Source organism: Pseudomonas sp. 18175, from assembly GCF_050432925.1.
In the GTDB taxonomy this organism is placed as follows: Bacteria; Pseudomonadota; Gammaproteobacteria; order Pseudomonadales; family Pseudomonadaceae; genus Aquipseudomonas.
In genome coordinates, this window is record NZ_JBKFTO010000002.1 from 259,610 (window position 1) to 280,500 (window position 20,891).

Annotated in this window: 17 protein-coding genes and 1 pseudogene; 5 read left to right on the forward strand and 13 right to left on the reverse strand. The window is 61.4% G+C overall.

Translation table 11 applies throughout. From position 1 onward, the window contains the following. Nucleotides 1-3 precede the first annotated feature (3 nt). Nucleotides 4-1,131 (forward strand): acyl-CoA dehydrogenase, encoded by a 1,128-nt coding sequence (locus ACLD1Y_RS04130; RefSeq protein WP_429475708.1) that lies wholly within the window; start codon nucleotides 4-6, stop codon nucleotides 1,129-1,131. A gap of 11 nt (nucleotides 1,132-1,142) precedes the next feature. Next, the gene (locus ACLD1Y_RS04135; protein WP_429475710.1) at nucleotides 1,143-1,916 is read left to right on the forward strand and encodes an enoyl-CoA hydratase; all 774 of its coding nucleotides are present in this window, start codon (nucleotides 1,143-1,145) and stop codon (nucleotides 1,914-1,916) included. A gap of 406 nt (nucleotides 1,917-2,322) precedes the next feature. Here ACLD1Y_RS04135 and ACLD1Y_RS04140 read toward each other — a convergent pair whose 3' ends face one another. From ACLD1Y_RS04140 to arnC, 11 genes and pseudogenes are all read right to left on the reverse strand, one after another. Beyond that, nucleotides 2,323-3,474, reverse strand: a complete 1,152-nt coding sequence (locus ACLD1Y_RS04140) for an acyl-CoA dehydrogenase family protein (protein ID WP_429475712.1) — start codon at nucleotides 3,472-3,474, stop codon at nucleotides 2,323-2,325. A 3-nt stretch (nucleotides 3,475-3,477) separates the two neighbouring features. After that, nucleotides 3,478-4,581, reverse strand: a complete 1,104-nt coding sequence (locus tag ACLD1Y_RS04145) for an enoyl-CoA hydratase/isomerase family protein (protein ID WP_429475714.1) — start codon at nucleotides 4,579-4,581, stop codon at nucleotides 3,478-3,480. Nucleotides 4,582-4,698: 117 nt separating this feature from the next. After that, complete coding sequence (locus tag ACLD1Y_RS04150; protein WP_429475716.1) at nucleotides 4,699-5,409, reverse strand: HPP family protein; 711 nt, start codon at nucleotides 5,407-5,409, stop codon at nucleotides 4,699-4,701. Between the two features lie 166 nt (nucleotides 5,410-5,575). Continuing rightward, nucleotides 5,576-7,198, reverse strand: a complete 1,623-nt coding sequence (locus ACLD1Y_RS04155) for an ArnT family glycosyltransferase (protein ID WP_429475718.1) — start codon at nucleotides 7,196-7,198, stop codon at nucleotides 5,576-5,578. Further along, a pseudogene (locus ACLD1Y_RS04160) lies at nucleotides 7,191-8,581 on the reverse strand (UDP-glucose dehydrogenase family protein); the annotation flags it as partial. The pseudogene ACLD1Y_RS04160 and the gene ACLD1Y_RS04155, both read right to left, overlap by 8 nt. Beyond that, complete coding sequence (gene arnF, locus ACLD1Y_RS04165; RefSeq protein ID WP_429475720.1) at nucleotides 8,578-8,979, reverse strand: 4-amino-4-deoxy-L-arabinose-phosphoundecaprenol flippase subunit ArnF; 402 nt, start codon at nucleotides 8,977-8,979, stop codon at nucleotides 8,578-8,580. The pseudogene ACLD1Y_RS04160 and the gene arnF, both read right to left, overlap by 4 nt. After that, nucleotides 8,976-9,323, reverse strand: coding sequence for a 4-amino-4-deoxy-L-arabinose-phosphoundecaprenol flippase subunit ArnE (arnE, locus tag ACLD1Y_RS04170; protein WP_429475722.1), 348 nt, complete (start codon nucleotides 9,321-9,323; stop codon nucleotides 8,976-8,978). Before arnE ends, arnF begins: the two co-directional genes overlap by 4 nt. Then, nucleotides 9,320-10,975, reverse strand: a complete 1,656-nt coding sequence (gene arnT, locus ACLD1Y_RS04175; protein WP_429475724.1) for a lipid IV(A) 4-amino-4-deoxy-L-arabinosyltransferase — start codon at nucleotides 10,973-10,975, stop codon at nucleotides 9,320-9,322. Before arnT ends, arnE begins: the two co-directional genes overlap by 4 nt. Then, nucleotides 10,972-11,856, reverse strand: coding sequence for a 4-deoxy-4-formamido-L-arabinose-phosphoundecaprenol deformylase (gene arnD, locus ACLD1Y_RS04180; protein WP_429475726.1), 885 nt, complete (start codon nucleotides 11,854-11,856; stop codon nucleotides 10,972-10,974). Before arnD ends, arnT begins: the two co-directional genes overlap by 4 nt. Next, nucleotides 11,856-13,847: a bifunctional UDP-4-amino-4-deoxy-L-arabinose formyltransferase/UDP-glucuronic acid oxidase ArnA gene (gene arnA / locus ACLD1Y_RS04185; RefSeq protein WP_429475728.1), complete on the reverse strand. Its 1,992-nt coding sequence runs from the start codon at nucleotides 13,845-13,847 to the stop codon at nucleotides 11,856-11,858. The genes arnD and arnA overlap by 1 nt, the downstream gene beginning before the upstream one ends. After that, nucleotides 13,844-14,884, reverse strand: a complete 1,041-nt coding sequence (gene arnC, locus ACLD1Y_RS04190) for an undecaprenyl-phosphate 4-deoxy-4-formamido-L-arabinose transferase (protein WP_429475730.1) — start codon at nucleotides 14,882-14,884, stop codon at nucleotides 13,844-13,846. Before arnC ends, arnA begins: the two co-directional genes overlap by 4 nt. A 448-nt stretch (nucleotides 14,885-15,332) precedes the next feature. Between arnC and ACLD1Y_RS04195 the strand changes: the two genes are divergently transcribed. Further along, nucleotides 15,333-16,145 (forward strand): M949_RS01915 family surface polysaccharide biosynthesis protein, encoded by an 813-nt coding sequence (locus tag ACLD1Y_RS04195; protein ID WP_429475732.1) that lies wholly within the window; start codon nucleotides 15,333-15,335, stop codon nucleotides 16,143-16,145. 108 nt (nucleotides 16,146-16,253) lie between these two features. After that, entirely contained in the window at nucleotides 16,254-17,168 is a 915-nt protein-coding gene (locus tag ACLD1Y_RS04200) for a site-specific integrase (protein WP_429475734.1), read from the forward strand. A 298-nt stretch (nucleotides 17,169-17,466) separates the two neighbouring features. Here the strand turns inward: ACLD1Y_RS04200 and ACLD1Y_RS04205 are convergent, their stop codons facing one another. Further along, on the reverse strand, nucleotides 17,467-18,675 hold the full coding sequence (locus tag ACLD1Y_RS04205; RefSeq protein WP_429475736.1) for a multidrug effflux MFS transporter: 1,209 nt from the start codon (nucleotides 18,673-18,675) through the stop codon (nucleotides 17,467-17,469). A 129-nt stretch (nucleotides 18,676-18,804) separates the two neighbouring features. On the opposite strand from ACLD1Y_RS04205, the gene ACLD1Y_RS04210 reads away from it, so the two are divergent. Further along, entirely contained in the window at nucleotides 18,805-19,701 is an 897-nt protein-coding gene (locus ACLD1Y_RS04210) for a LysR family transcriptional regulator (RefSeq protein WP_429475738.1), read from the forward strand. Here the strand turns inward: ACLD1Y_RS04210 and ACLD1Y_RS04215 are convergent. Then, a complete protein-coding gene (locus ACLD1Y_RS04215) occupies nucleotides 19,678-20,874 on the reverse strand; it encodes an iron-containing alcohol dehydrogenase (protein ID WP_429475740.1) in 1,197 nt (398 codons plus the stop codon). The two genes, ACLD1Y_RS04210 and ACLD1Y_RS04215, sit on opposite strands and share 24 nt — an antisense overlap. Nucleotides 20,875-20,891: the final 17 nt, after the last annotated feature.

Consider the following 20,891-nt stretch of genomic DNA (forward strand, 5'->3'; position numbering starts at 1 on the left):
CCCATGTTGCCCAATGACGAACAACTGCAAATCAGCGACGCGGCCCGACAATTTGCCCAAGAGCGCCTCAAGCCCTTCGCCGCCGAATGGGATCGCGAACACCGTTTTCCCAAGGAGGCTATCGGCGAAATGGCCGAACTGGGTTTTTTCGGCATGCTGGTGCCGGAACAATGGGGTGGGTGTGACACCGGCTACCTGGCCTACGCCATGGCGCTGGAAGAAATCGCTGCGGGCGATGGCGCCTGTTCCACCATCATGAGCGTGCATAACTCGGTGGGCTGCGTGCCGATCCTCACCTTTGGCAATGACGACCAAAAAGAACGCTTCCTCAAGCCCCTGGCCAGCGGTGCCATGCTCGGCGCCTTTGCGCTGACCGAGCCACAGGCCGGCTCCGATGCCAGCAGCCTGAAAACCCGTGCGCGCCTCAATGGTGACCACTATGTGCTGAACGGCTGCAAACAGTTCATCACCTCCGGGCAAAACGCCGGGGTGGTGATTGTGTTTGCGCTCACCGACCCTGCTGCGGGCAAGCGCGGCATCAGCGCATTTATCGTGCCGACCGATTCACCGGGCTATAAGGTGGCACGGGTCGAAGACAAACTCGGCCAGCATGCCTCCGACACCTGCCAGATCCTGTTCGAAGACGTAAAAGTGCCGGTGGCCAACCGTTTGGGAGAAGAGGGTGAAGGCTACCGGATCGCCCTGGCCAACCTGGAAGGCGGCCGCGTGGGCATCGCGTCCCAATCGGTGGGCATGGCCCGTGCTGCGTTTGAAGCGGCCCGCGACTATGCCCGCGAGCGTGAGAGCTTCGGCAAGGCCATCATCGAGCACCAGGCCGTGGCCTTTCGCCTGGCGGACATGGCCACCCAAATTGCGGTGGCCCGGCAGATGGTGCAGTACGCAGCCGCCCTGCGTGACAGCGGCAAGCCTGCCTTGGTCGAGGCTTCCATGGCCAAGCTGTTCGCTTCGGAAATGGCGGAAAAAGTCTGTTCTGCCGCCTTGCAAACCCTGGGCGGTTACGGTTACCTGAGCGACTTCCCCCTGGAGCGCATCTACCGCGATGTGCGGGTCTGCCAGATTTACGAAGGCACCAGCGATATCCAACGCCTGGTCATCTCACGCAATCTCTAAGGAGCCGATACATGAGTTACGAAACCATTTTGCTCGAAGTCCAGGGCCGCGTCGGGCTGATCACCCTCAACCGCCCCCAGGCCTTGAACGCGTTGAACGCCCAACTGGTCAGCGAGCTGAACCAGGCATTGGATGGCCTGGAAGCCAACCCTGAGATCGGCTGCATCGTGCTGACCGGTTCGAAAAAAGCCTTCGCCGCGGGCGCCGATATCAAGGAAATGGCCGAGCTGACCTACCCGCAGATCTACCTCGACGACCTGTTCAGCGACAGCGACCGCGTAGCCAACCGCCGCAAGCCCATCATCGCTGCCGTCAACGGCTTTGCCTTGGGCGGTGGGTGTGAACTGGCACTGATGTGCGACTTTATCCTGGCGGGCGACGGTGCCAAGTTCGGCCAGCCGGAAATCAACCTTGGCGTATTGCCGGGCATGGGCGGCACCCAGCGCCTGACCCGCGCCGTGGGCAAGGCCAAAGCCATGGAAATGTGCCTGACCGGGCGTTTTATCGATGCGGTGGAAGCGGAGCGCTGTGGCATTGTCGCGCGCATCGTGGCGGCGGATGAATTGCTGGAAGAAGCGCTGAAAGTCGCCACGTTGATCGCCGGCAAATCGGTGCCCATCAGCATGATGGTCAAGGAAAGCGTGAACCGCGCGTTTGAAGTGAGCTTGTCCGAAGGCGTGCGTTTTGAACGTCGCGTATTCCATGCAGCGTTTGCCACACAGGATCAGAAGGAAGGCATGGCGGCATTCGTGGCCAAGCGCGCGCCCGAGTTCAAGGACAAGTAAACAAACGCTGGAGATCAAAATGTGGGAGCGGGCTTGCTCGCGAAAGCGGCGGCCCAGGCACCGAATCTCTACCGCCCATGCCGCCGCCTTCGCAGCCTCGCAAAAGCTCGACAGCTCCCACATTTGCACCGCGTACACCCGCTTGGAATGCGCTCAAGTGTGGGAGCGGGCTTGCTCGCGAAAGCGGTGGCCCAGGCACCGAATCTCTACCGCCCATGCTGCCGCCTTCGCAGCCTCGCTAAAGCTCGACAGCTCCCACATTTGCACCGCGTACACCCGCTTGGAATGCGCTCAAGTGTGGGAGCGGGCTTGCTCGCGAATACGGAGTGTCAGTCAGCACATCAGGTGACTGAACCACCGCTTTCGCGAGCAAGCCCGCTCCCACATTTACCTTTCAGTGTGTCAGTTAAAGCAGGTAGTTCTTCAGCTCCCGCGCAATCACCATCCGCTGAATTTCGCTGGTCCCTTCATAAATCTGCGTAATCCGCGCATCCCGGTAGTAACGCTCCACCGGATAGTCCTCCAGATACCCATACCCCCCATGTATCTGCATCGCTGACGAACACACCTTCTCTGCCATCTCCGATGCAAACAGCTTGGCCTGTGATGCTTCCGACAAACACGGCTTGCCGGCACTGCGTAGGCGCGCCGCATGCAGGATCAGCAAGCGGGCGGCGTTCAGCCGGGTTTGCATGTCGGCCAGCAGGTTGGCCACGCTCTGGTGCTCGATGATCGCCTTGTCGAACTGCACCCGGTCGCGGGCGTAGGCCAATGCGGCCTCAAATGCTGCACGGGCAATACCCAGGGCTTGGGCGGCGATGCCGATGCGCCCACCTTCGAGGTTGGACAGGGCGATGGCCAGGCCTTTGCCGCGTTCCCCCAGCAGGCTGGCTTCGGGCACGGTGCATTGGTTGAGGGTTACGGCGCAGGTGTCCGAGGCACGGATGCCCATCTTGTGTTCGGTACGGTCCACGACAAAACCTGGGGTGTCGGTGGGCACCAGGAACGCGGAAATGCCTTTTTTGCCCAGGTTGGGGTCGGTCACCGCAAACACAATGGCCAGCTTGGCGCGCTTGCCATTGCTGACGAACTGCTTGGCGCCATTGATCACCCACTGGCCATCGCGCAGTTCTGCGCGGGTGCGCAGGTTATGGGCTTCGGAGCCGGCTTGTGGCTCGGTCAGGCAGAAGCAACCAATCGCCTGGCCGCTAGCCAAGTCGGCCAGCCAGGTTTGTTTCTGTTCAGGTGTGCCGTAGTTGAGGATCGGCCCGCAACCCACTGAATTATGGATACTCATCAGCGCGCCCATGGCACCGTCACCGGCGGATATTTCCTCCACCGCGAGGGCATAGGCCACGTAATCGACATAGGTGCCGCCCCATTCTTCCGGCACCACCATGCCCAGCAGGCCCAGTTCACCCATCTTTGCCACCAGGGCATCGTCGATCCAGCCGGCTTTCTCCCAGGCTTGGGCATGGGGGGCGATTTCGCCACGGGCAAAGTCGCGGGCCATGTCGCGGATCATCACTTGTTCTTCTGTATATTCAATGTCTTGCATGGCTTAGTTCGCAACCTGCTTGAAGTGATGGAAGAAGCTTTCGACATGGCTGGCATCCAACCCGTGGAGGGTGGGTGGATTCCAGCGCGGGGTCTTGTCCTTGTCGATGATCAGGGCGCGCACGCCCTCGATGAGGTCGCCGCGTTCGAACCATTGGCGATCTAGGTGCAGTTCCAGGGCAAAGCATTGTTCCAGCGGCAGGCGGCGGCCACGGCGTAGCATCTCCAGGGTCACGGCCATGGCCAGGGGCGAGCGGGTTTGCATCAAACTGGCGGTGGCCAGCGCCCATTCATGGCTGTCGGCGACCGTAACGGCCTGCAATTGCTCGACGATGCTAGGGATGTCCGGCAGGGCGAAGAAGTGGTCGATCACCGGGCGCAAGGCGTCGAGCGGCGCGTCGGGCAGTTGTTGCACGGCCAGTTTGGCCAACACGCCTTGCAGGTCCTTGAGCGGCGAATCGTGCCAGCGCAGGAGGTCAAGTTTGTGGTCCAGGTCAGCCAGCCGGGTGCTGTCTATGTACCAGTCGGCCAGCCCGCAGTACAGCGCATCGGCTGCGCGGATCTGCACGCCGGTCACGCCCAGATAAATCCCCAGCTCCCCGGGGATGCGTGACAGGAAGTAGCTGCCGCCCACGTCAGGAAAGTAACCGATGGCCACTTCGGGCATTGCCAGGCGACTGCGTTCGGTGACCACCCGCAGGTCGGCGCCTTGCACCAGGCCCATACCGCCGCCGAGTACAAACCCGTCCATCAGGGCCAGCACGGGTTTGCGGTAGTGGTGAATGGCCAGGTCCAGCGCGTATTCCTCGACGAAGAAATCCTGGTGCAGCGTATCGCCGCTTTTGAAGCTGTCGTACAGGGAACGGATATCCCCGCCGGCACAGAACGCCTTTTCGCCAGCGCCGCGCAGGACCACGGCGTAGATGGCAGGGTCATCGGCCCAGGCCTGCAATTGGCGGGTGAGGCTGCGGACCATGTCCAGGGTGATGGCATTCAAGCCGGCGGGGCGGTTTAGGGTGAGGTGGCCGATGTGGTTGCGCACTTCGGCTAATACGTCTTCCTGAGTTAAATCGGCGCGGCTTGCCTCGGATGAAACCTGAGCAGTCATCTCTAACTCCCTGCTTTTATTGTTCTTTATCAAGATGTTCGCGGACGAACCATCTCGCGATCCTACCAGTGCAAATTTGCCCAGTACAACCGTCAATCATGCAGGTCGTTTTTGCATTTATGCAGCACGGCTGGCCAGCACTTCGCCGATGCTGCGCCGCCGCGCGTGAGCTTCAGCGGCGTGGATCAGCTGTTCCAGTTCGGTGGGCTCGATATCGTAGAACTGCTCGCTGTCGGCCAGCGCCAGCTTGAGGTCGGCGGCGGTGATTGTCGGGTCGACGGGCGTTTGGGCGCTGCCCATGGCTATCGCCGGTGATTCAACGGCACCCTTGGGATAGCGGGTGCGCGTGGCATTGTTATAGGCCAGTGCACAGGTCAGCAAAGCGCCCGCGCCGAGCATCACCGCGCCCAACTCATACCAGCCAAGGCCTGCGGAGGCCGGGTCGGCCAGTACCAGGGTCATCGCCAAGCCACCCGCTGGCGGGTGCAGGCAGCGTAGCCAGCAGATCAACACCACGGTCATGCCCGCCGCCAGGCACGCGCTGCCCAAGGTGCGGCCTAGTACACGAGCCACCAGCAAGGCCACCACGCCTGCGCACAGGTAGCTGCCGATGATCGACCAGGGTTGGGCCAGCGCGCCGGACGATACGGCGAACAGCAACACCGCCGAGGCTCCCAAGGGGCCGAGTAGGTGCAGAGCCACGTCCATGCCAAACACCTGGGCGCACACCCAGACACTGAGCAGTGTGCCCAAGGCCATGCCGATGGCGGCGCGGCTCCATTCGGTGGGGCGGGTATTGATTGCAGCGGGGAACCAGCGAGCGAGCATTGAAAGGCATTCCATAAACGGCAGGCAAAAAAAAGGCTTGTCTGGTTGCCCGGAAAAGCCTTTTGAAAAGTTCCAACATTTGGGGGAAGGAACCTGCGCAGTGTGCCGCGCCAGATAGCGCAGCGCCAATGCATATTAATGAGGGTTAAATGCAAAAAAACTGCATTCAGGGTTGGCTGGGTTTGGTCAGGTGCAGCAACACAAAGGGGTTCTTGTCGAATTCCCCGGTCAAGGTCGGCGTGATGCCGCGAAAGCGCGAGTCTTGCAGCCCAGCAAAATCCTCGGCGCTCATCACCAGCCAGGCCGGTGCAGGTAGGGCGTTAAGGTCCGAAGGCTGTTGGGTGAACAGCGGCACCCGGTCGCAATCGTAGTTGACCATGAACTTGATCGCCTTGGCGTCCTTACCCAGGCCGTGCAGCACCAGGGGCGCGGGGGCCTGCTGGATCTGCGACTTGACCGCCAGGCTGAAGGTGCGGGTGTCGTAGAGGTTACGCACCAGGGGCTCAACCACCAGGCCATAGCTGGCCCACAACGCCAGCACCGCTGCAAACGCCGGCCCAACCGGACGCCAGCGCGCTTTGAACAGCGCCAGCAACGCCAGTACCTGCAGCACGCCCAGCACGATGAAGACGAATTCAAGGGAGGGCAACTGTTCGGCAAAGCGCCGCCTTGCCACCAGCAAACCTATCGCCAGCAGCGCCGGCAGCAGCACCCAGATTGCCATCGTCAAGCCGCGCAGCCAGGCAAACAACCGGCCTTGGGCAACGTGGAAGGGGTACGCTGCAATGATTGCCGCCATGGGTAACATCGGCAGCACGTAGCGCGCCTTTTTCGCCTGGGGAACCGACAGGCCGAGCATCACCAGCAAGCCCGCCGCTGCGCAGTACAGCACCAGTTGCAAGGCCGGATCCGGAGGACGGCGCCCACCGACAGCCACCGCCACCAGCACCAGCAACGCCAACGGGTAGGCCAACGCGTAATTACCCAACGAACTGGTGAAGTAATACAACACGCCACTGGAACCTTCGCTGCCGTCCATGCGCCCGAGGAACTGCATGCGGATCACATCCTGCATGAACGCTTCGCCGCCACTGAGCTTGGCCAGCAGCAACAGCAGGCCAACACAGGCCACCAGCAGCGCCAGGGCCAGCAGGCCAAAGCTGAACAACTGACGCCACTGGCGGTTGATCAGGTAGTAACTGCACAGCACGCCCGTGGGAATCACCAGCCCGATGGGGCCACGGATCGCAAAGCCCACTATCAACAGCAGGTACAACCAGTGCAGGCGCTTGCCGGCGCCAAAGTGATCATGGGCATACCCCAGGTAGAACACCGCGAGGGCTACCGCAGCGAGCATCTGGTCGAGGGACACCGCGCGGGTTTCGCTGACAAAGGTGCTGCTGAGCAGCAGCATCGCCACGCTCAACAGGCCCCAGCGCGGGGAGTAGGGCGCGGTAAGGCGATACACCAGCGTGACGATGACTGCCGAGGCGATGGCGGTGGGCAACCAGGCCGTGAGGCTGGTGACCTGGCCCAACGGCAAGGACAACAGCCAGGTCAACAGGGTCGAGGTGGCCAGGTAATCGGCATACGGCTGGCCGTAGGTGGTGGGGAAAAAACTCGGCCCATGGCGCAGCATCTCTTGGGCGAACACCACAAAGCGCGAGTCGAAACCAATGATTGCCTGGTGCCAGTTACCGGCAATAAACAGCAACAGTGCCAACACGCCCAAGCCGAGGGAGTGCTGGCGAACCGTTGCATTCAACAGGGGCGGTCGGACGTTGTTCACGTATCAGGCTTCCACCACCTGTGGCAGCCACTGCTGCTGCGGAATCGGCAACTGACAGGAGTCGCCACGGCCGATCGGGTAGTACTGGAAGCCTTTGCGCGCCAGGCGTTCGCCGTCGTACAGGTTGCGACCGTCGAAGATCACCGGGGTTTTCAGCCGCTGGTGGATCAGGTCGAAGTCCGGGGCCTTGAACTGCTGCCACTCGGTGCAAACAATCAGCGCGTCGGCGCCACCGAGGGTGGACTCTGGGGTGCCCATCAGCATCAACCGTGGGTCGTCGCCGTAGATACGCTGGGTTTCTTGCATGGCTTCGGGGTCGAACGCCCGCACGTTGGCACCGGCGGCCCACAGCGCTTCCATCAGCACGCGGCTGGGGGCATCGCGCATGTCGTCGGTGTTGGGCTTGAACGCCAGGCCCCACAGCGCGAATGTCTTGCCTTTGAGGTTGCCCTTGAAGAACGCGTTGATGCGTTCGAACAACTTGCTCTTCTGGCGCTGGTTGATCGCTTCCACTGCCTCCAAAAGGTCACTGGAGCAGTTGGCCTGCTTGGCGCTGTGGATCAGGGCGCGCATGTCCTTGGGGAAGCATGAGCCGCCATAGCCGCAACCGGGGTAGATAAAGTGGTAGCCAATGCGCGAGTCGGCGCCGATGCCCAGGCGTACGGCTTCGATATCCGCCCCCAGGTGTTCGGCCAATTCGGCGATCTGGTTGATAAAGCTGATCTTGGTGGCGAGCATGCAGTTGGCGGCGTACTTGGTGAGTTCTGCGCTGCGCAGGTCCATGAAGATGATGCGGTCGTGGTTGCGGTTGAACGGTGCGTACAGGTCGCGCATCACGTCGCGCACTTCGTCGCGTTCGCAGCCGATCACGATGCGGTCGGGGCGACGGCAGTCGGCGACCGCCGAGCCTTCCTTGAGGAATTCCGGGTTGGAGACGATATCGAACTCCAGGTGCCGGCCGGCCAGGTGCAGGGCTTTTTCGATGTGGGCGCGCAGGGTGTCGCCGGTGCCTACGGGTACGGTGGATTTCTCTACCAGGATCACCGGGGCGATACGGTGACGGGCCACGGCGTCGCCCACCGACAGCACGTATTTGAGGTCGGCCGAGCCGTCTTCGTCCGAAGGGGTGCCCACGGCAATAAACAGCACCTCGCCATGTTCGACGGCGAGCTTTTCGTCATAGGTGAAGCTCAGGCGCCCGCTTTCCAGGTTCTCCTTGACCATTGCCGCCAGCCCCGGCTCGAAGATGGTCACATGGCCTTTTTGCAGTGACTCGACCTTGTTCTTGTCAACGTCCATGCAAATGACATCGTGACCGACCTCGGCCAATACAGTGGCCTGTACCAGACCGACGTAACCGCTACCAAATACACTGATTTTCATGGGGCATTCCTGGGACTTGTAGTGCTAGCACGGCGAGAGTTGATAACCACAACACCGAGGACGACCAAGGCCACCCCCAGGGTTTTTGAAAGGGAAAAGTGTTCGTTGAACACCGGCAGGCTGGCGGCCAGCAGGTACACCAGCGCATAGCTGATGCTCAGCAGCGAATAGGCGCGGCCCAAGGGCAGGTGTTTAAGCGCGCCAAGCCAGCAGAGCATCGACAGCGCGTAGGCAAAAATTGCCAGGGCTACCACCGCGAGGGCGCCAAGATCGATCTGCGCACTCAGCCATTCGGTGGGCAGCGGCAGACGCGTCATGCTCCAACGCATGCCCAACTGGGCCGCGCTCACCAGGCCGACACTGCCCAGGGCCAGGGCAAAGCCTTGCGCCCGACTCATACCTGGCGTCCCAGCAACACGACGCCGGCGATCACCAGTACCACGCCCAGCCAATGGCGGCCGTCGATGTGCTCATGGAACACAAACCGCGCCACCAGCGTAACCAGCACAAAATTCAGGCTGAGCATGGGGTAGGCGATGCCCACTTCCAGGCGTTGCAGCACCAGTAACCACACCAGCAGGCCCAAGCCCAGGCAGACCAACGCCGACCACAACCAGGGCGAGCGCAGTTTCAGCGCCCAGCCCTCGGGCAGGTCGCGCCAGCTTTCTACCGCGAATTTCTGCGACACCTGGCCCACGCAGGTGAGCAGGCAGGCCGCCAATAACAGGAGCAGGGTGATCATTGCGCAACCTGCGGGAAGATCAGAATCACGATATTGCCTTGTTCATAGCGCTGGCCGTCATTGGGCAGCAAAGCAACTTCGGCAATTTCATCGTCACCTTTAACCCGCATCACCACACCGACCGGACCTTTTTTACGGGCATCGCTCATCCATTGCTGGATTTGGCGTGTATCCACCTTGTGGTGGCTGGCATCCGGGTAGGCCAGGCCGTACTTCACTTCGCCCACCGTGTTGTAGAGGGTCACGTCCGGGCGCGCCAGGCGCCACGACAGGGCAGAGGCCGCGCCGAGGTCATTGCTGAGCAGGGCGGTGGCCGGTCGCAGTTCCTGCAAGTGGTCGATGATGAATTGATCCGGGGTCTTGTTGTAGACCACCGAGTGGGGCAGCGCGGCAGGCACCAACGCCACCAGCAGCCAGCTGCCGATTATCGGTGCGGCCCACAGTTTCAATGGGCGCGCGGCTTGCAGCAGGTTGACGATGATCCAACCGAACAAAAAGGTGAATACCAGCACCAGGCTGAGTGTTTCCTGGCCGTGCTCGTACACCGGCTTCTTCAATTGGACCCAGGTGAGCGCCAGCAGCGCCACGATGCCAATCACCAGGTTGAGCCAGCCGTTGATGCGCAAGGCGCGGCTGCGGCCCTGGGCCAGTTTGTCGGCCAGGGTGGCACCCATCAGCAAGGCCAACGGCAGCAGGCACGGCATGATGTAGGCGGGCAGCTTGCCCTTGGCCAGGCTGAAAAACGCCAGGGGCATCAGCAGCCACAGCAACAGGAACGCGGTTTTCGGCAGGCGTTTTTGCTGCCATGCCTGTTTGACCGTGGATGGCAATAGCGCCACCCAGGGCAACGAGAAGGCCACCAGCAACGGCAAGTAGTACCAGAAAGGCTCGGCGTGCTGGGCGTCGTCCCCGGCAAAGCGTTGGATATGCTCGTGCCAGAAGAAGAAGTTCCAGTAGTCCGGTTCTTGCAGGTGCACTGCCAATGCCCACGGCAGGCTCACTACAATCGCCACGACCACCGCGACCAGGCCGTAGCCCAGCAACTCACGAAAGCGTTTCTGCCAGAGCGCGTAGGGCAGGGCGATCAGCACCGGCAGCAGCCAGGCCAAAAAACCCTTGGTCATAAAGCCCATGCCACAGGCAAAACCCAGCAAGGCCCAGGCAGCCAGGCGGCCGTTGCGGGTGGTGCTGTCAAAGCAAAACCACAAGGCCACGCCGGTCAGGTTGACCCAAAAGGTGAACTGCGGATCGAGGTTGGCATAGCCGCCCAATGCAGCAACGCTGACAAAACTCATGTACAGCACGGTGCTGACCAGCGACTTTTGCGGGTCATTCCACAGCCTGCGCGATACCCAGTAGACCAGCAGGATGCTTAGGCCAGTGCTCAACGCCGAAGCGAAACGCACGCCGAACAAGTTCTGCCCGAAGATCGCCTGGCCCAGCGCGATCATCCAGTAGCCTGCCGCCGGCTTTTCAAAGTAGCGGATGCCCATGAAATGCGGCGACGCCCACTTGCCGGTCAGCAGCATTTCCTGGCTGATCTGCGCGTAGCGGGTTTCATCGGGAATCCACAGGCCATGGGTGGCCAGCGGCAACAGGTAGAACAGGCCAAATGCCAACAGGAGCAGGGGCAGCACCCAACGGCGGATCATGCCTGTTGCACTCCGAGCCAACCCTCGCGGCCGGGCAAGGCACCGCGCACCAGCCGTTGCTGGGGCAGGGTGGTTACGTCTGCGGGCAACAGGTCGCCCAGGGGGGTGAACTCAATGCCGCGCTGCCCTGCCTGGGCGAGCAACTGGCGGAAATCGTTGGCCATCAGAATCCCTTCTACTTCTGCGTGGATCGTGTAGACGTTCAGCTTCGAGGCGGCAAAGCGGTCGAGGATGAAGCCATTGAAGTCTTTGGCAGCCACCACCGGCCCGACGACTTCGTCGAAGGTCGGCAGGTCTACCGGAATTTGTGGGGTGCCCGCGCTGCCATCGGCCAGTGTCGGCCTGAACAGGCTGGTGCCCCGGCAATCGCTGTTGTAGCGAAAGTTGAAGCCTTGCTTGGCTTGCACCACGCGCTCATCGGCACGCCAACCGGCGGCCGCTGAACAGTCGATACGTTCACCGAGGATGTCGCTGAGGGTGTCAACACCACGGCGGATCTGTTCGATCAGCTGTGCTTCACTCCAGCGCCCGGTGTTGGCCTGCCAGCCGTGGTGATCCCAGGCGTGCAGGCCGACTTCGTGCCCGGCGGCCTTGGCCTGGCGCATCAAGTGCCCCAGGTCACGGCCGATCGGCTTGCCCGGCCAGGCAGTGCCGGCCAGCAGGATGTCCAGGCCATACAGGCCTACGGCATTGGAACGCAGCATTTTCCACAGGAACTGCGGGCGGATGAGACGCCACAAGTGGCGCCCCATGTTGTCCGGCCCGACACTGAAGAAGAACGTCGCTTTCACCCCTGCTTCATCCAGGGATTCGAGCAACCGCGGCACACCTTCACGGGTGCCACGGTAGGTGTCGACATCAATGCGAAGACCTGCCTGCATTACTTCTTGTCCGCGATTTCGAGCATGGCTTCTTTCAGGAAGAAGTCGAGGGTGTTGCCGATGGTCTCGCTCATCTCAACGGTTGGCTCCCAGTTCAGCAGGCGCTTGGCGTTTTCGATGCTTGGCTTGCGGTGTGCCACGTCCTGATAACCAGTGCCGTAGAACGCTTTGCTCTCTACGTCGCGGAAACCGGCGAACGGCGGGAAGTTGCTGCGCAGCGGGTGAGCTTCGAACTGACGCAGCAGCTCTTCGCCCAGCTGACGGATGCTGGCTTCGTTTTCCGGGTTGCCGATGTTGATGATCTGGCCGTTGCACACGTCATTGTCGTTATCAATGATGCGGGCCAGGGCTTCGATACCGTCGGCGATGTCGGTGAAGCAACGCTTCTGCTCGCCACCGTCAAACAGGCGGATCGGCGTGCCTTCCACCAGGTTGAGGATCAACTGGGTGATGGCGCGGGAGCTGCCGATGCGGGCCGAATCCAGGCGATCCAGGCGCGGGCCCATCCAGTTGAAGGGACGGAACAGGGTGAAGTTCAGGCCTTTGGCGCCGTACGCCCAGATCACGCGATCCAGCAGTTGCTTGGAGACCGAGTAGATCCAGCGCTGCTTGTTGACCGGGCCGACCACCAGGTTGGAAGTGTCTTCGTCGAAATACTGGTCTTGGCACATGCCATAGACTTCGGAGGTCGATGGGAAGATCACGCGCTTGTTGTACTTGACGCAGTAGCGCACCAGCTTGAGGTTTTCTTCGAAGTCCAGCTCGAACACACGCAGCGGGTTGCGGGTGTATTCGATTGGGGTGGCAATGGCCACCAGCGGCAGGACCACGTCGCACTTCTTGATGTGGTATTCGATCCACTCGGTATGGATGCTGATATCGCCTTCCACATAGTGGAAGTTGGGGTGGCTGCGCAGGCGCTCGATGGCGTCGGAGCCGATGTCCAGGCCGTAGACTTCGTAACGGTCGTCACGCAGCAGGCGCTCGGACAAGTGATTACCGATAAAGCCGTTCACGCCCAGGATCAGCACGCGGGTACGGCGTGGCGTGCGGCCGGACTCAGCGCCGCGCAGCACGGAGCCATCCACCAAGCCCAGCTCGTTGGCCAGGGACGGGCCGGCCAGGTACAGGCCGTTGTCGTTGCGCTGGCCAAACTTGATCACCAGGGAATCTTCACCGCAGGCGATGCGCAGCGGGTTGACGCTGATCACACGGCCAGGCGCCAGGCCTTCGTTGCCCTTGGCGACTTCGGCTTGCCACACGATCAGCTTGTGCTCGCCCACGGCGCAGAAGGCGCCTGGGTACGGTTGGGTCACGGCGCGGACCAGGTTGAACAGCTCTTCAGCCGGTTTTTTCCACTCCAGTTTGCCGTCGGCGGCGGTGCGACGGCCAAAGTAGGTGGCTTGGCTTTCGTCCTGCGCGGTCTCGCTCAGTTTGCCAGCGGCCAGTTGCGGCAGTGCATCGCGCAGCAGGGTGGTGGCAGCGTCACGCAGTTTGGCGTGCAGGCTCAGGCCGGTGTCGGTGCGCTCGATGATGACCTTTTGCTGGGCGAGGATCGCGCCGGCATCGGCACGCTTGACCATGCGGTGCAGGGTCACACCGGTTTCTGTCTCACCGTTGACCAGCACCCAGTTGGCCGGCGCGCGGCCACGGTATTTAGGCAGCAGCGAGCCGTGCAGGTTGAACGCGCCTTTGCGGGCGGTGGCCAGCAGCGGCTCGCTCAGCAGGTTGCGGTAGTAGAAGGAGAAGATGTAGTCCGGGTTCAGCTTGGCAATACGCTCGATCCACAGCGGGTGGTTGGCGTCTTCCGGCGCGTGCACTGGAATGCCATTGCGGGCGCAGAGTTGGGCGACGGAGCCGTAGAAATTGTTTTCCTTGGGGTCATCGGCATGGGTAAACACGGCAGCAATGTCGTAGCCGGCAGTCAGCAGGGCTTCAATGCCTGCACAGCCAATATCGTGGTATGCGAAGACAACGGCGTTTGAATTCATGACGAAACCTGATCGGAAGGAGAAGTAGAAGTGGCGGTATGGGAAGACACCAGGCCGTCGACCACGACGACTGGAGCCGGTGCTGCCGGTTGGTTGCGCAGCACTTTTTCAATAAAGAAGCGTGGGCGGGCGCGCACGTCGCTGTACATGCGCCCCAGGTATTCACCCAAAAGGCCCATGCCGATGAACTGGCCACCGGTAAACATGAACAGCACCGCGAACAGTACGAACATGCCGTCGCCGGCCCATGCGGCACCGAAGGCCAGGCGCAGCACGATCAGTGCCAGGGCGAACAGGACGCCGAGGCCCGCCAGGCTGAAACCCACAATGGACAGCAGGCGCAGCGGGGTGGTGGTCATGCACGTCAACAGATCGAACATCAGGCTGATCAGGCGCATGGCGCTGTATTTGGATTCGCCGTGTTCACGCTCGGCGTGGTGCACCAGGATCTCAGTGGTGTGGCGGGCAAAGCCGTTGGCCAGGATCGGGATAAAGGTGCTGCGCTCGCGGCAGGCCAGCATGGCATCGACGATGGTGCGCCGATAAGCGCGCAGCATGCAGCCGTAGTCGGTCATGGCCACGCCAGTGGAGCGTTGCACGGCGAGGTTGATCAAACGCGACGGCCAGCGGCGGAACGCCGAGTCCTGGCGGTTGTTGCGCACGGTGGCCACGACGTCGTAACCCAAGGCGGCCTGTTCGACCAGGCGCGGGATTTCTTCCGGCGGGTTTTGCAGGTCGGCGTCGAGGGTGATCACCACTTCGCCCCGGCACTGTTCGAAACCGGCCATGATCGCCGCGTGCTGGCCGTAATTGCGGTTGAGGATCACCGCGACCACGTTGCTGCCGTCTTGTGCGGCGGCGTCTTCCAGCATTTGGGCCGAATTGTCGCGGCTACCGTCATCCACCAGGATGATTTCGTATTCGTAGGCCAGTTGCTTGCAGGCTGCGGTGGTACGGCGCAGCAATTCAGGCAGGCTCTCTTGTTCGTTGTAGACCGGGATAACGATCGACACACAATGAATAGGGTAGGGTTTCAAAGATTCATGACCTCGGGGGTTAGAGCAACTTGGCGCGTGAAAACAGCAGTAATCAGTGGGGTGCTTAGCGTTAACTGATTACATGAAGCGTGGGGTGGCGATTATTCATTCGACTTTCCTGAGGCGAGCAAAGAGGTCTTCCATGATGCCGATTGGAGTAAAGCTTAAAAACGGTAAAGGTAAAGCCTAATCAACAGGTTAGTGGTAGAAAACGTGGTTCGATCTCAGGTCCTGGGGCCAAGATTAAGCGTAAAAATGTTGAACGAATATGAAAGGCAGATGAAAAACTCGTTTATTTGACAGGTAGACAGCCAGGGTTCAGCAAAGTAATTCCCGTGCTGGGAAGGGCTCTCGAGTAAGCAGTGCGCAATGCCAATTAGTGAAGAATCTTCTCTGCAATACCCCTCAAGTGCCGGTAAAGTAAGCCCTCTCTTGCCAGGGTACTCGGATGAATAGCGTGCAGCTTTTACGCGGCCAGTTGCGGCCAGTGTTGATGGGTTTGTTGATGAGCGTGGCGTGTGTCACGACGGTGCGGGCCGAGGACAGCGTGGCGCTGACCAGCATCGACCAGGTCCCGGACGGAGTTGAAGTGCGCGGCAAGCAAATCGCCGCTTACACGTGGGACGATCGCCAGGGCAAGAACCTGCTGGTGTTGGCTGAACAAGTCAGCGAACGTGACGATGACGGCACCCAGTCGGCGTTCGTGTATGCGGCCCAGTACCTGATCGACGGCAACCGTCCCAAGCGCGTGTGGATGCTCTACGACGATGTGCAGCATTGTGAATTCGACGCAGCGCTGCGCTTTGATAGGGCCGCGACCAAAGTCACCGACTTGGCGGGCGATGGCATCACCCAGGCGACTGTTGGCTACTCGCGCACCTGCACCAGCGATGTGAGCCCCAACGAATTCAAATTGATCATGCACCAGGGCAAGTCCCAGAAGTTTCGCCTGCGCGGCGTCGACCGCTATGGCGCAAGCTGGTGGGACGAGGACGCCGGCGCGTTGCGCGGCATGCCGCTGCCCAAGGACTGCAGCGTTGCCGCGCAGCAGGCACTGGTCAGCCAATACAAGGAGCAGGGCACCGAGTTGCCGCTGCCGGGTTGCTATGGCGAAGAGAAGGATTTTGCCAAGGCGCCAGAGGCTTATCTGACGTTTATGCGCCAACACTGGTTTGCGCTGATGCAGAAACAGGACAGTGAATGGAGTCAGAGCCAGACCCAGCCCCAGGACCCTGTCGAGGACGATGACGCGGCCCCGTGACTTTGTGCGAGGCCCAGTCCTGGGTTAGACTCGGCCTTCGCCAATTCACTAAATATCTCGATTAAACAATGGCTTGTTCGAGGTATTTAATCCAAAGGCTGATCTACCTTGACTGAGTTTATTCGCAACCCACTGACCCTTTACCTCACCCGCCTGGCCCCCTCCAGCCAGTTGACCATGCGTTATGTGCTGCAGGACGCCGCCGACCGCCTGGGCTTCGAAGACATCAACCTTGAAGACATCGACTGGCACTTGCTGCAACCCGAACACGTGATCGCCCTGGTGGCGGCTTTACGCGAAGACGGTTATGCGCCGAACACCTCGTCGCTTTACGTGAATGCGGTGCGTGGGGTGATGAATGAAGCCTGGCGCATGAGCCTGATCAGCCAGGAACACTTGTTGCGCATGCGCACCGTCAAGCCGGCACCTGGCACCCGCCTGGGCCAGGGCCGCAACCTGCGGCGCACGCTGATCCGCGAGATGATGGATGTCTGCGCCGCCGACCCGCGCCCCCAAGGCCTGCGGGATGCGGCGCTGATCGGGATCCTGTATGGCTCGGGCATGCGCAAGTCGGAGTCGGTCAACCTGGACCTCGCCCAGATCAACTTCGCTGAACGCAGCTTGCGGGTCATCGGCAAGGGCAATAAAGAGTTGCTCAAATATGCGCCGGACTGGGCGTTTGCCAAGCTGCAAGCCTGGCTGGACTTTCGCCGCGAGCAGCTCAAAGAGGGCGAGCAGGACGATAGTTTCCTGTTCAACCGCATCCGCCGGGGCAGCCATATCACCCGGGAGCGCATCACCAAGCACGCGATCTACTACATTGCCCGCCAACGTGGCGAGCAGGTGGGCGTGAAGATCATGCCGCACGACTTCCGCCGTTCGTTTATCACCCGGGTGATCGAGGAACACGACCTGTCGATTGCACAGAAGCTGGCGCACCACACCAATATCCAAACTACCGCCAGTTATGACGTGCGCGATGATAATGAGCGCAGACGGGCGGTGGATCGGTTTGACTTGTAGATATCACCGCAACTCTGCTGAAGGAATAAAGCACTAAATGTGGGAGCGGGGGGGGGGGGGGGGGGGGGGGGGGGGGGGGGGGGGGGGGGGGGGGGGGGGGGGGGGGGGGGGGGGGGGGGGGGGGGGGGGGGGGGGGGGGGGGGGGNAGATATCACCGCAACTCTGCTGAAGGAATAAAGCACTAAATGTGGGAGCGGGCTTGCTCGCGAATAGGGTGTATCAGTCACAGATGTTTCGACTGATCCACTGCATTCGCGAGCAAGCCCGCTCCCACAAAAAATTGTATTTGCACATTGAATCAGGGGGAGGGCGGGGCGCTCGCCAGGTGAGCCGGCAGGCGGCGCAGCGTCCACATCACCGTGAGCATGGCTGCAACGGCACACAGCGCGATACCCATCAACATCGGCGCCGGCGTGTGATCGGCAAATACGCCCACCAGGCTCATGGACGCAGCAGCGGTGATCATCTGGATTGCCCCCAGCAGCGCCGATGCAGAACCAGCCACCGCGCCATGGTCTTCCAAGGACAGCACACCCGCCGCCGGCAATAACAGGCCAAGAAAACCAAAACCGATAAACAGCAGCACCATCATCAGCGCCAGGTTGTCGATCCACAACGTGGTGCTTGCCAGCAGCACCATCACGACCGCCACGGCCACCACCGACCAGCGGATCACCGGCGCCAGGCCAAACCGTGCGCTGAGGCTCGCGGTGAGTTGGCTCATGGCAAAGAACGATGCGGCATTGACGGCGAAGCCCAGGCTGAACTGGGTCGGCGTCAGGCCGTAGTGCTCGATGTAGACGAACGGCGCGCTGCCGATAAACACGAAGAACGTGGCCAGGCCAAAACCGCTGACCACCGACAAGCCGGTAAATACCGGGTCGCGCAACAATGCACCGTAGCTGCCGAATGAGTTGCCCAGGGTCTTGCCCAGGCGCCGCTCCGCCGGGTGGGTTTCGGGCAGTTGCACAATGGTCATGACCAGGCACGCCACCGCGACGATCGCCAGCGCGGCAAACACTTCGCGCCAGCTCCACAGCGAAATCACCAGGCTGCCAGCCAACGGCGCAAGGATCGGCGAGACGCTCATCACCAGCATCAGCAAGGCCATCAACTTCGCGGCTTCATGGCCGGTGTAGAGGTCACGTACGATTGCCCGGGGAATCACCATCCCGGCACAAGCGCCGAAGGCCTGCAGCGCACGAAAACCAATCAACACCTCGATAGTGGGCGCCAATGCGCACCCCACACTGGCCACGGCAAAAATCACCAACCCGGCATAGATCGGCGGCTTGCGCCCGAACACATCGCTGATCGGCCCGTAGAACAACTGGCACACGCCGATGATCATGAAAAATACGGTAAGGCTCATCTGCACCGCTGCCGGCGAGGCGTGCAGGCTGGCACCCAAGGTAGGCAAGGCGGGCAAGTAACTGTCGATGGCGAACGGGCCGACGGCGGTGATCAGGCCCAGGAGCAGGGCGAGGTGGGCGATGCTTCGAGACATGGGGGTTCCGGGCAGGGCAGCAAAGGAGCGTCAGCTTAAGTTTGGTGGCCGCAGCACACAAGCCGCATTGACGCTGCCCAGCGCGTGGCGTTGAATGAGGCGCTTATTTTTGCTAGCCGGGGAGTTGCAGTGCTCAGAAACGTCACCGACATGGACTTGCGCCTGCTACGGATCTTTTCCGTGGTGGTCAGGTGCGGCGGGTTCACCGCAGCCCAGGCGGAGTTGAACATGAGCCAGTCCAATATCAGCACCCATATTTCGGGCCTGGAAAAACGCCTGGGTTATCGGATCTGTGAACGGGGCAAGGGTGGCTTTCGCCTGACCGAAAAGGGCCAGCGCATTCTTACAGCGTCAGCGGCGCTGTTCGGGGCGGTAGATGCTTTTCGCGATGAGGCGCAGGACCTGGCGGGGCGGTTGGTGGGGGATTTGTACTTGGGGCTCGCGGACAATATCGCCACATTGCCGACGGCCCGCATCGATGCGGCCATCGCACGGTTCTATCAGCGCGAGCACGATATGCACCTGCACATTTTCGTCAACTCACCCACAGAGCTTGAGTTGGCGGTGATCGACGGCCAGTTGGACATGGCCATCTCGTATTTCAGCCGGCCCTTGCCGACACTGGCTTACCAACCGTTGTACAGCGAAGCGATCGGCATTTTCTGCGGGCAAAAGCACCCATTATTCGCGGTTCAGGCCCCCAGTATTGAACAATTGCAGGGCTGTGACTGGATCAAGCATGGCTTCCTCCCGGCGGACCAGACCCTGCCGGTGGCGCCCCTGCGCGCATCGGCCACCGCCTACCATATGGAAGCGGTGGCCCATGGCGTATTGGCCGGCACCCATTTGGGTTATTTACCGGCGCATTACGCCGCACCGTGGATTGCCAGCGGGCACATGCGCGCACTGCGCCCCGATACCCTGCATTACGCGGTGCAGCACAGCATGATCACCCATGTCGGGCATCCTCAAAGCGAGGCGGTGCGGGCGTTTATTGATGACTTACTGGCGGAACACAGCGGGTAGCTCGCCATCGACGGCGTTGCGAAACACCTGGCTGTATTCCTGGGCACTCAACGGCCGCGCGTTGGTATCCGAGGATGAGATATCGGCAACCGCCTGCTCGCCCACCCATTCAGCCGCGTCGGCATCCAGGCCGATGTCCCGCAGGCGATGGGGAATCGCCAGTTGCCGGCGCAACTGCAGCACCCACTGTACGAAACCGTCGAAGTCCGGCTGCGGCAGTTCCAGGTAACGGGCCAGGCGCGCAATGTCCGCACTGATGACTTCACGGTTGGCGATCATTACGTAGGGCAACAAAATGGCGTTCAGCAACCCGTGATGCTTGTGAAAGCGCGCGCCCAGCGGATGGGCGAGGGCGTGCACGCCACCCAGGCCTTTCTGGAATGCAACGGCGGCCATGGCCGACGCGATCAACATGCCTTCACGGGCCACCAGGTCCTGGCCATCGGCGAACGCTGCGGGCAAGTGCTGCTGGATCAATCGCACACCTTCCACCGCCACACCCGAGGACATGGGGTGATACAGCGGCGAGCAGAAGGCCTCGATGTGGTGGGTGAGGGCATCCATACCGGTCGCGGCAGTGAGTGCTGGCGGCAGACCTCGGGTCAGGATCGGGTCAAGGATGACCGTAGCCGGCAACAGCTCCGGGTGACTGATCACCTGCTTGATGTTGTGTTCGCTCAGGGTCAACACTGCCTCGCGACCCAGCTCAGAGCCGGTGCCAGCGGTGGTGGGTAATGCAATCAGCTTGGGCAGGCCCAGCCTCGGAAAGTCCGCAAGACTCGGGTAGCGGCTGATCACCTGTGACCATTCGAAGCGCGCCAAGCCGTGCCGGTCAACGGCGGCCAGGCTGATGCCTTTGGCGGCATCCATGGCGCTGCCACCGCCCAAGGCAATCAATGCGTCATGCCCCCCGGCCTGGAAAGCCGCAACGCCGCGCGCCACATCCTGCAGCGTGGGGTTGGCCTGGATGTCGCTGAAGACGCCAAACGCAATATCGGCCTCGATCAGATGGGCTTTGAGCAGTGCCAGCGGCTCCAGGGCGAGCATGCCGGGGTCAGTCACCAGCAAAGGCTTGCGCATCTCCAATAAGGCGCAGCGCTGGGCCAGGGTCTCCAGGGCGCCTGGGCCGCAGAAGATGTCGGTGGGGTAATTCCAATAGTGAACGGCAGACATCTGAAACTCCGTATCCG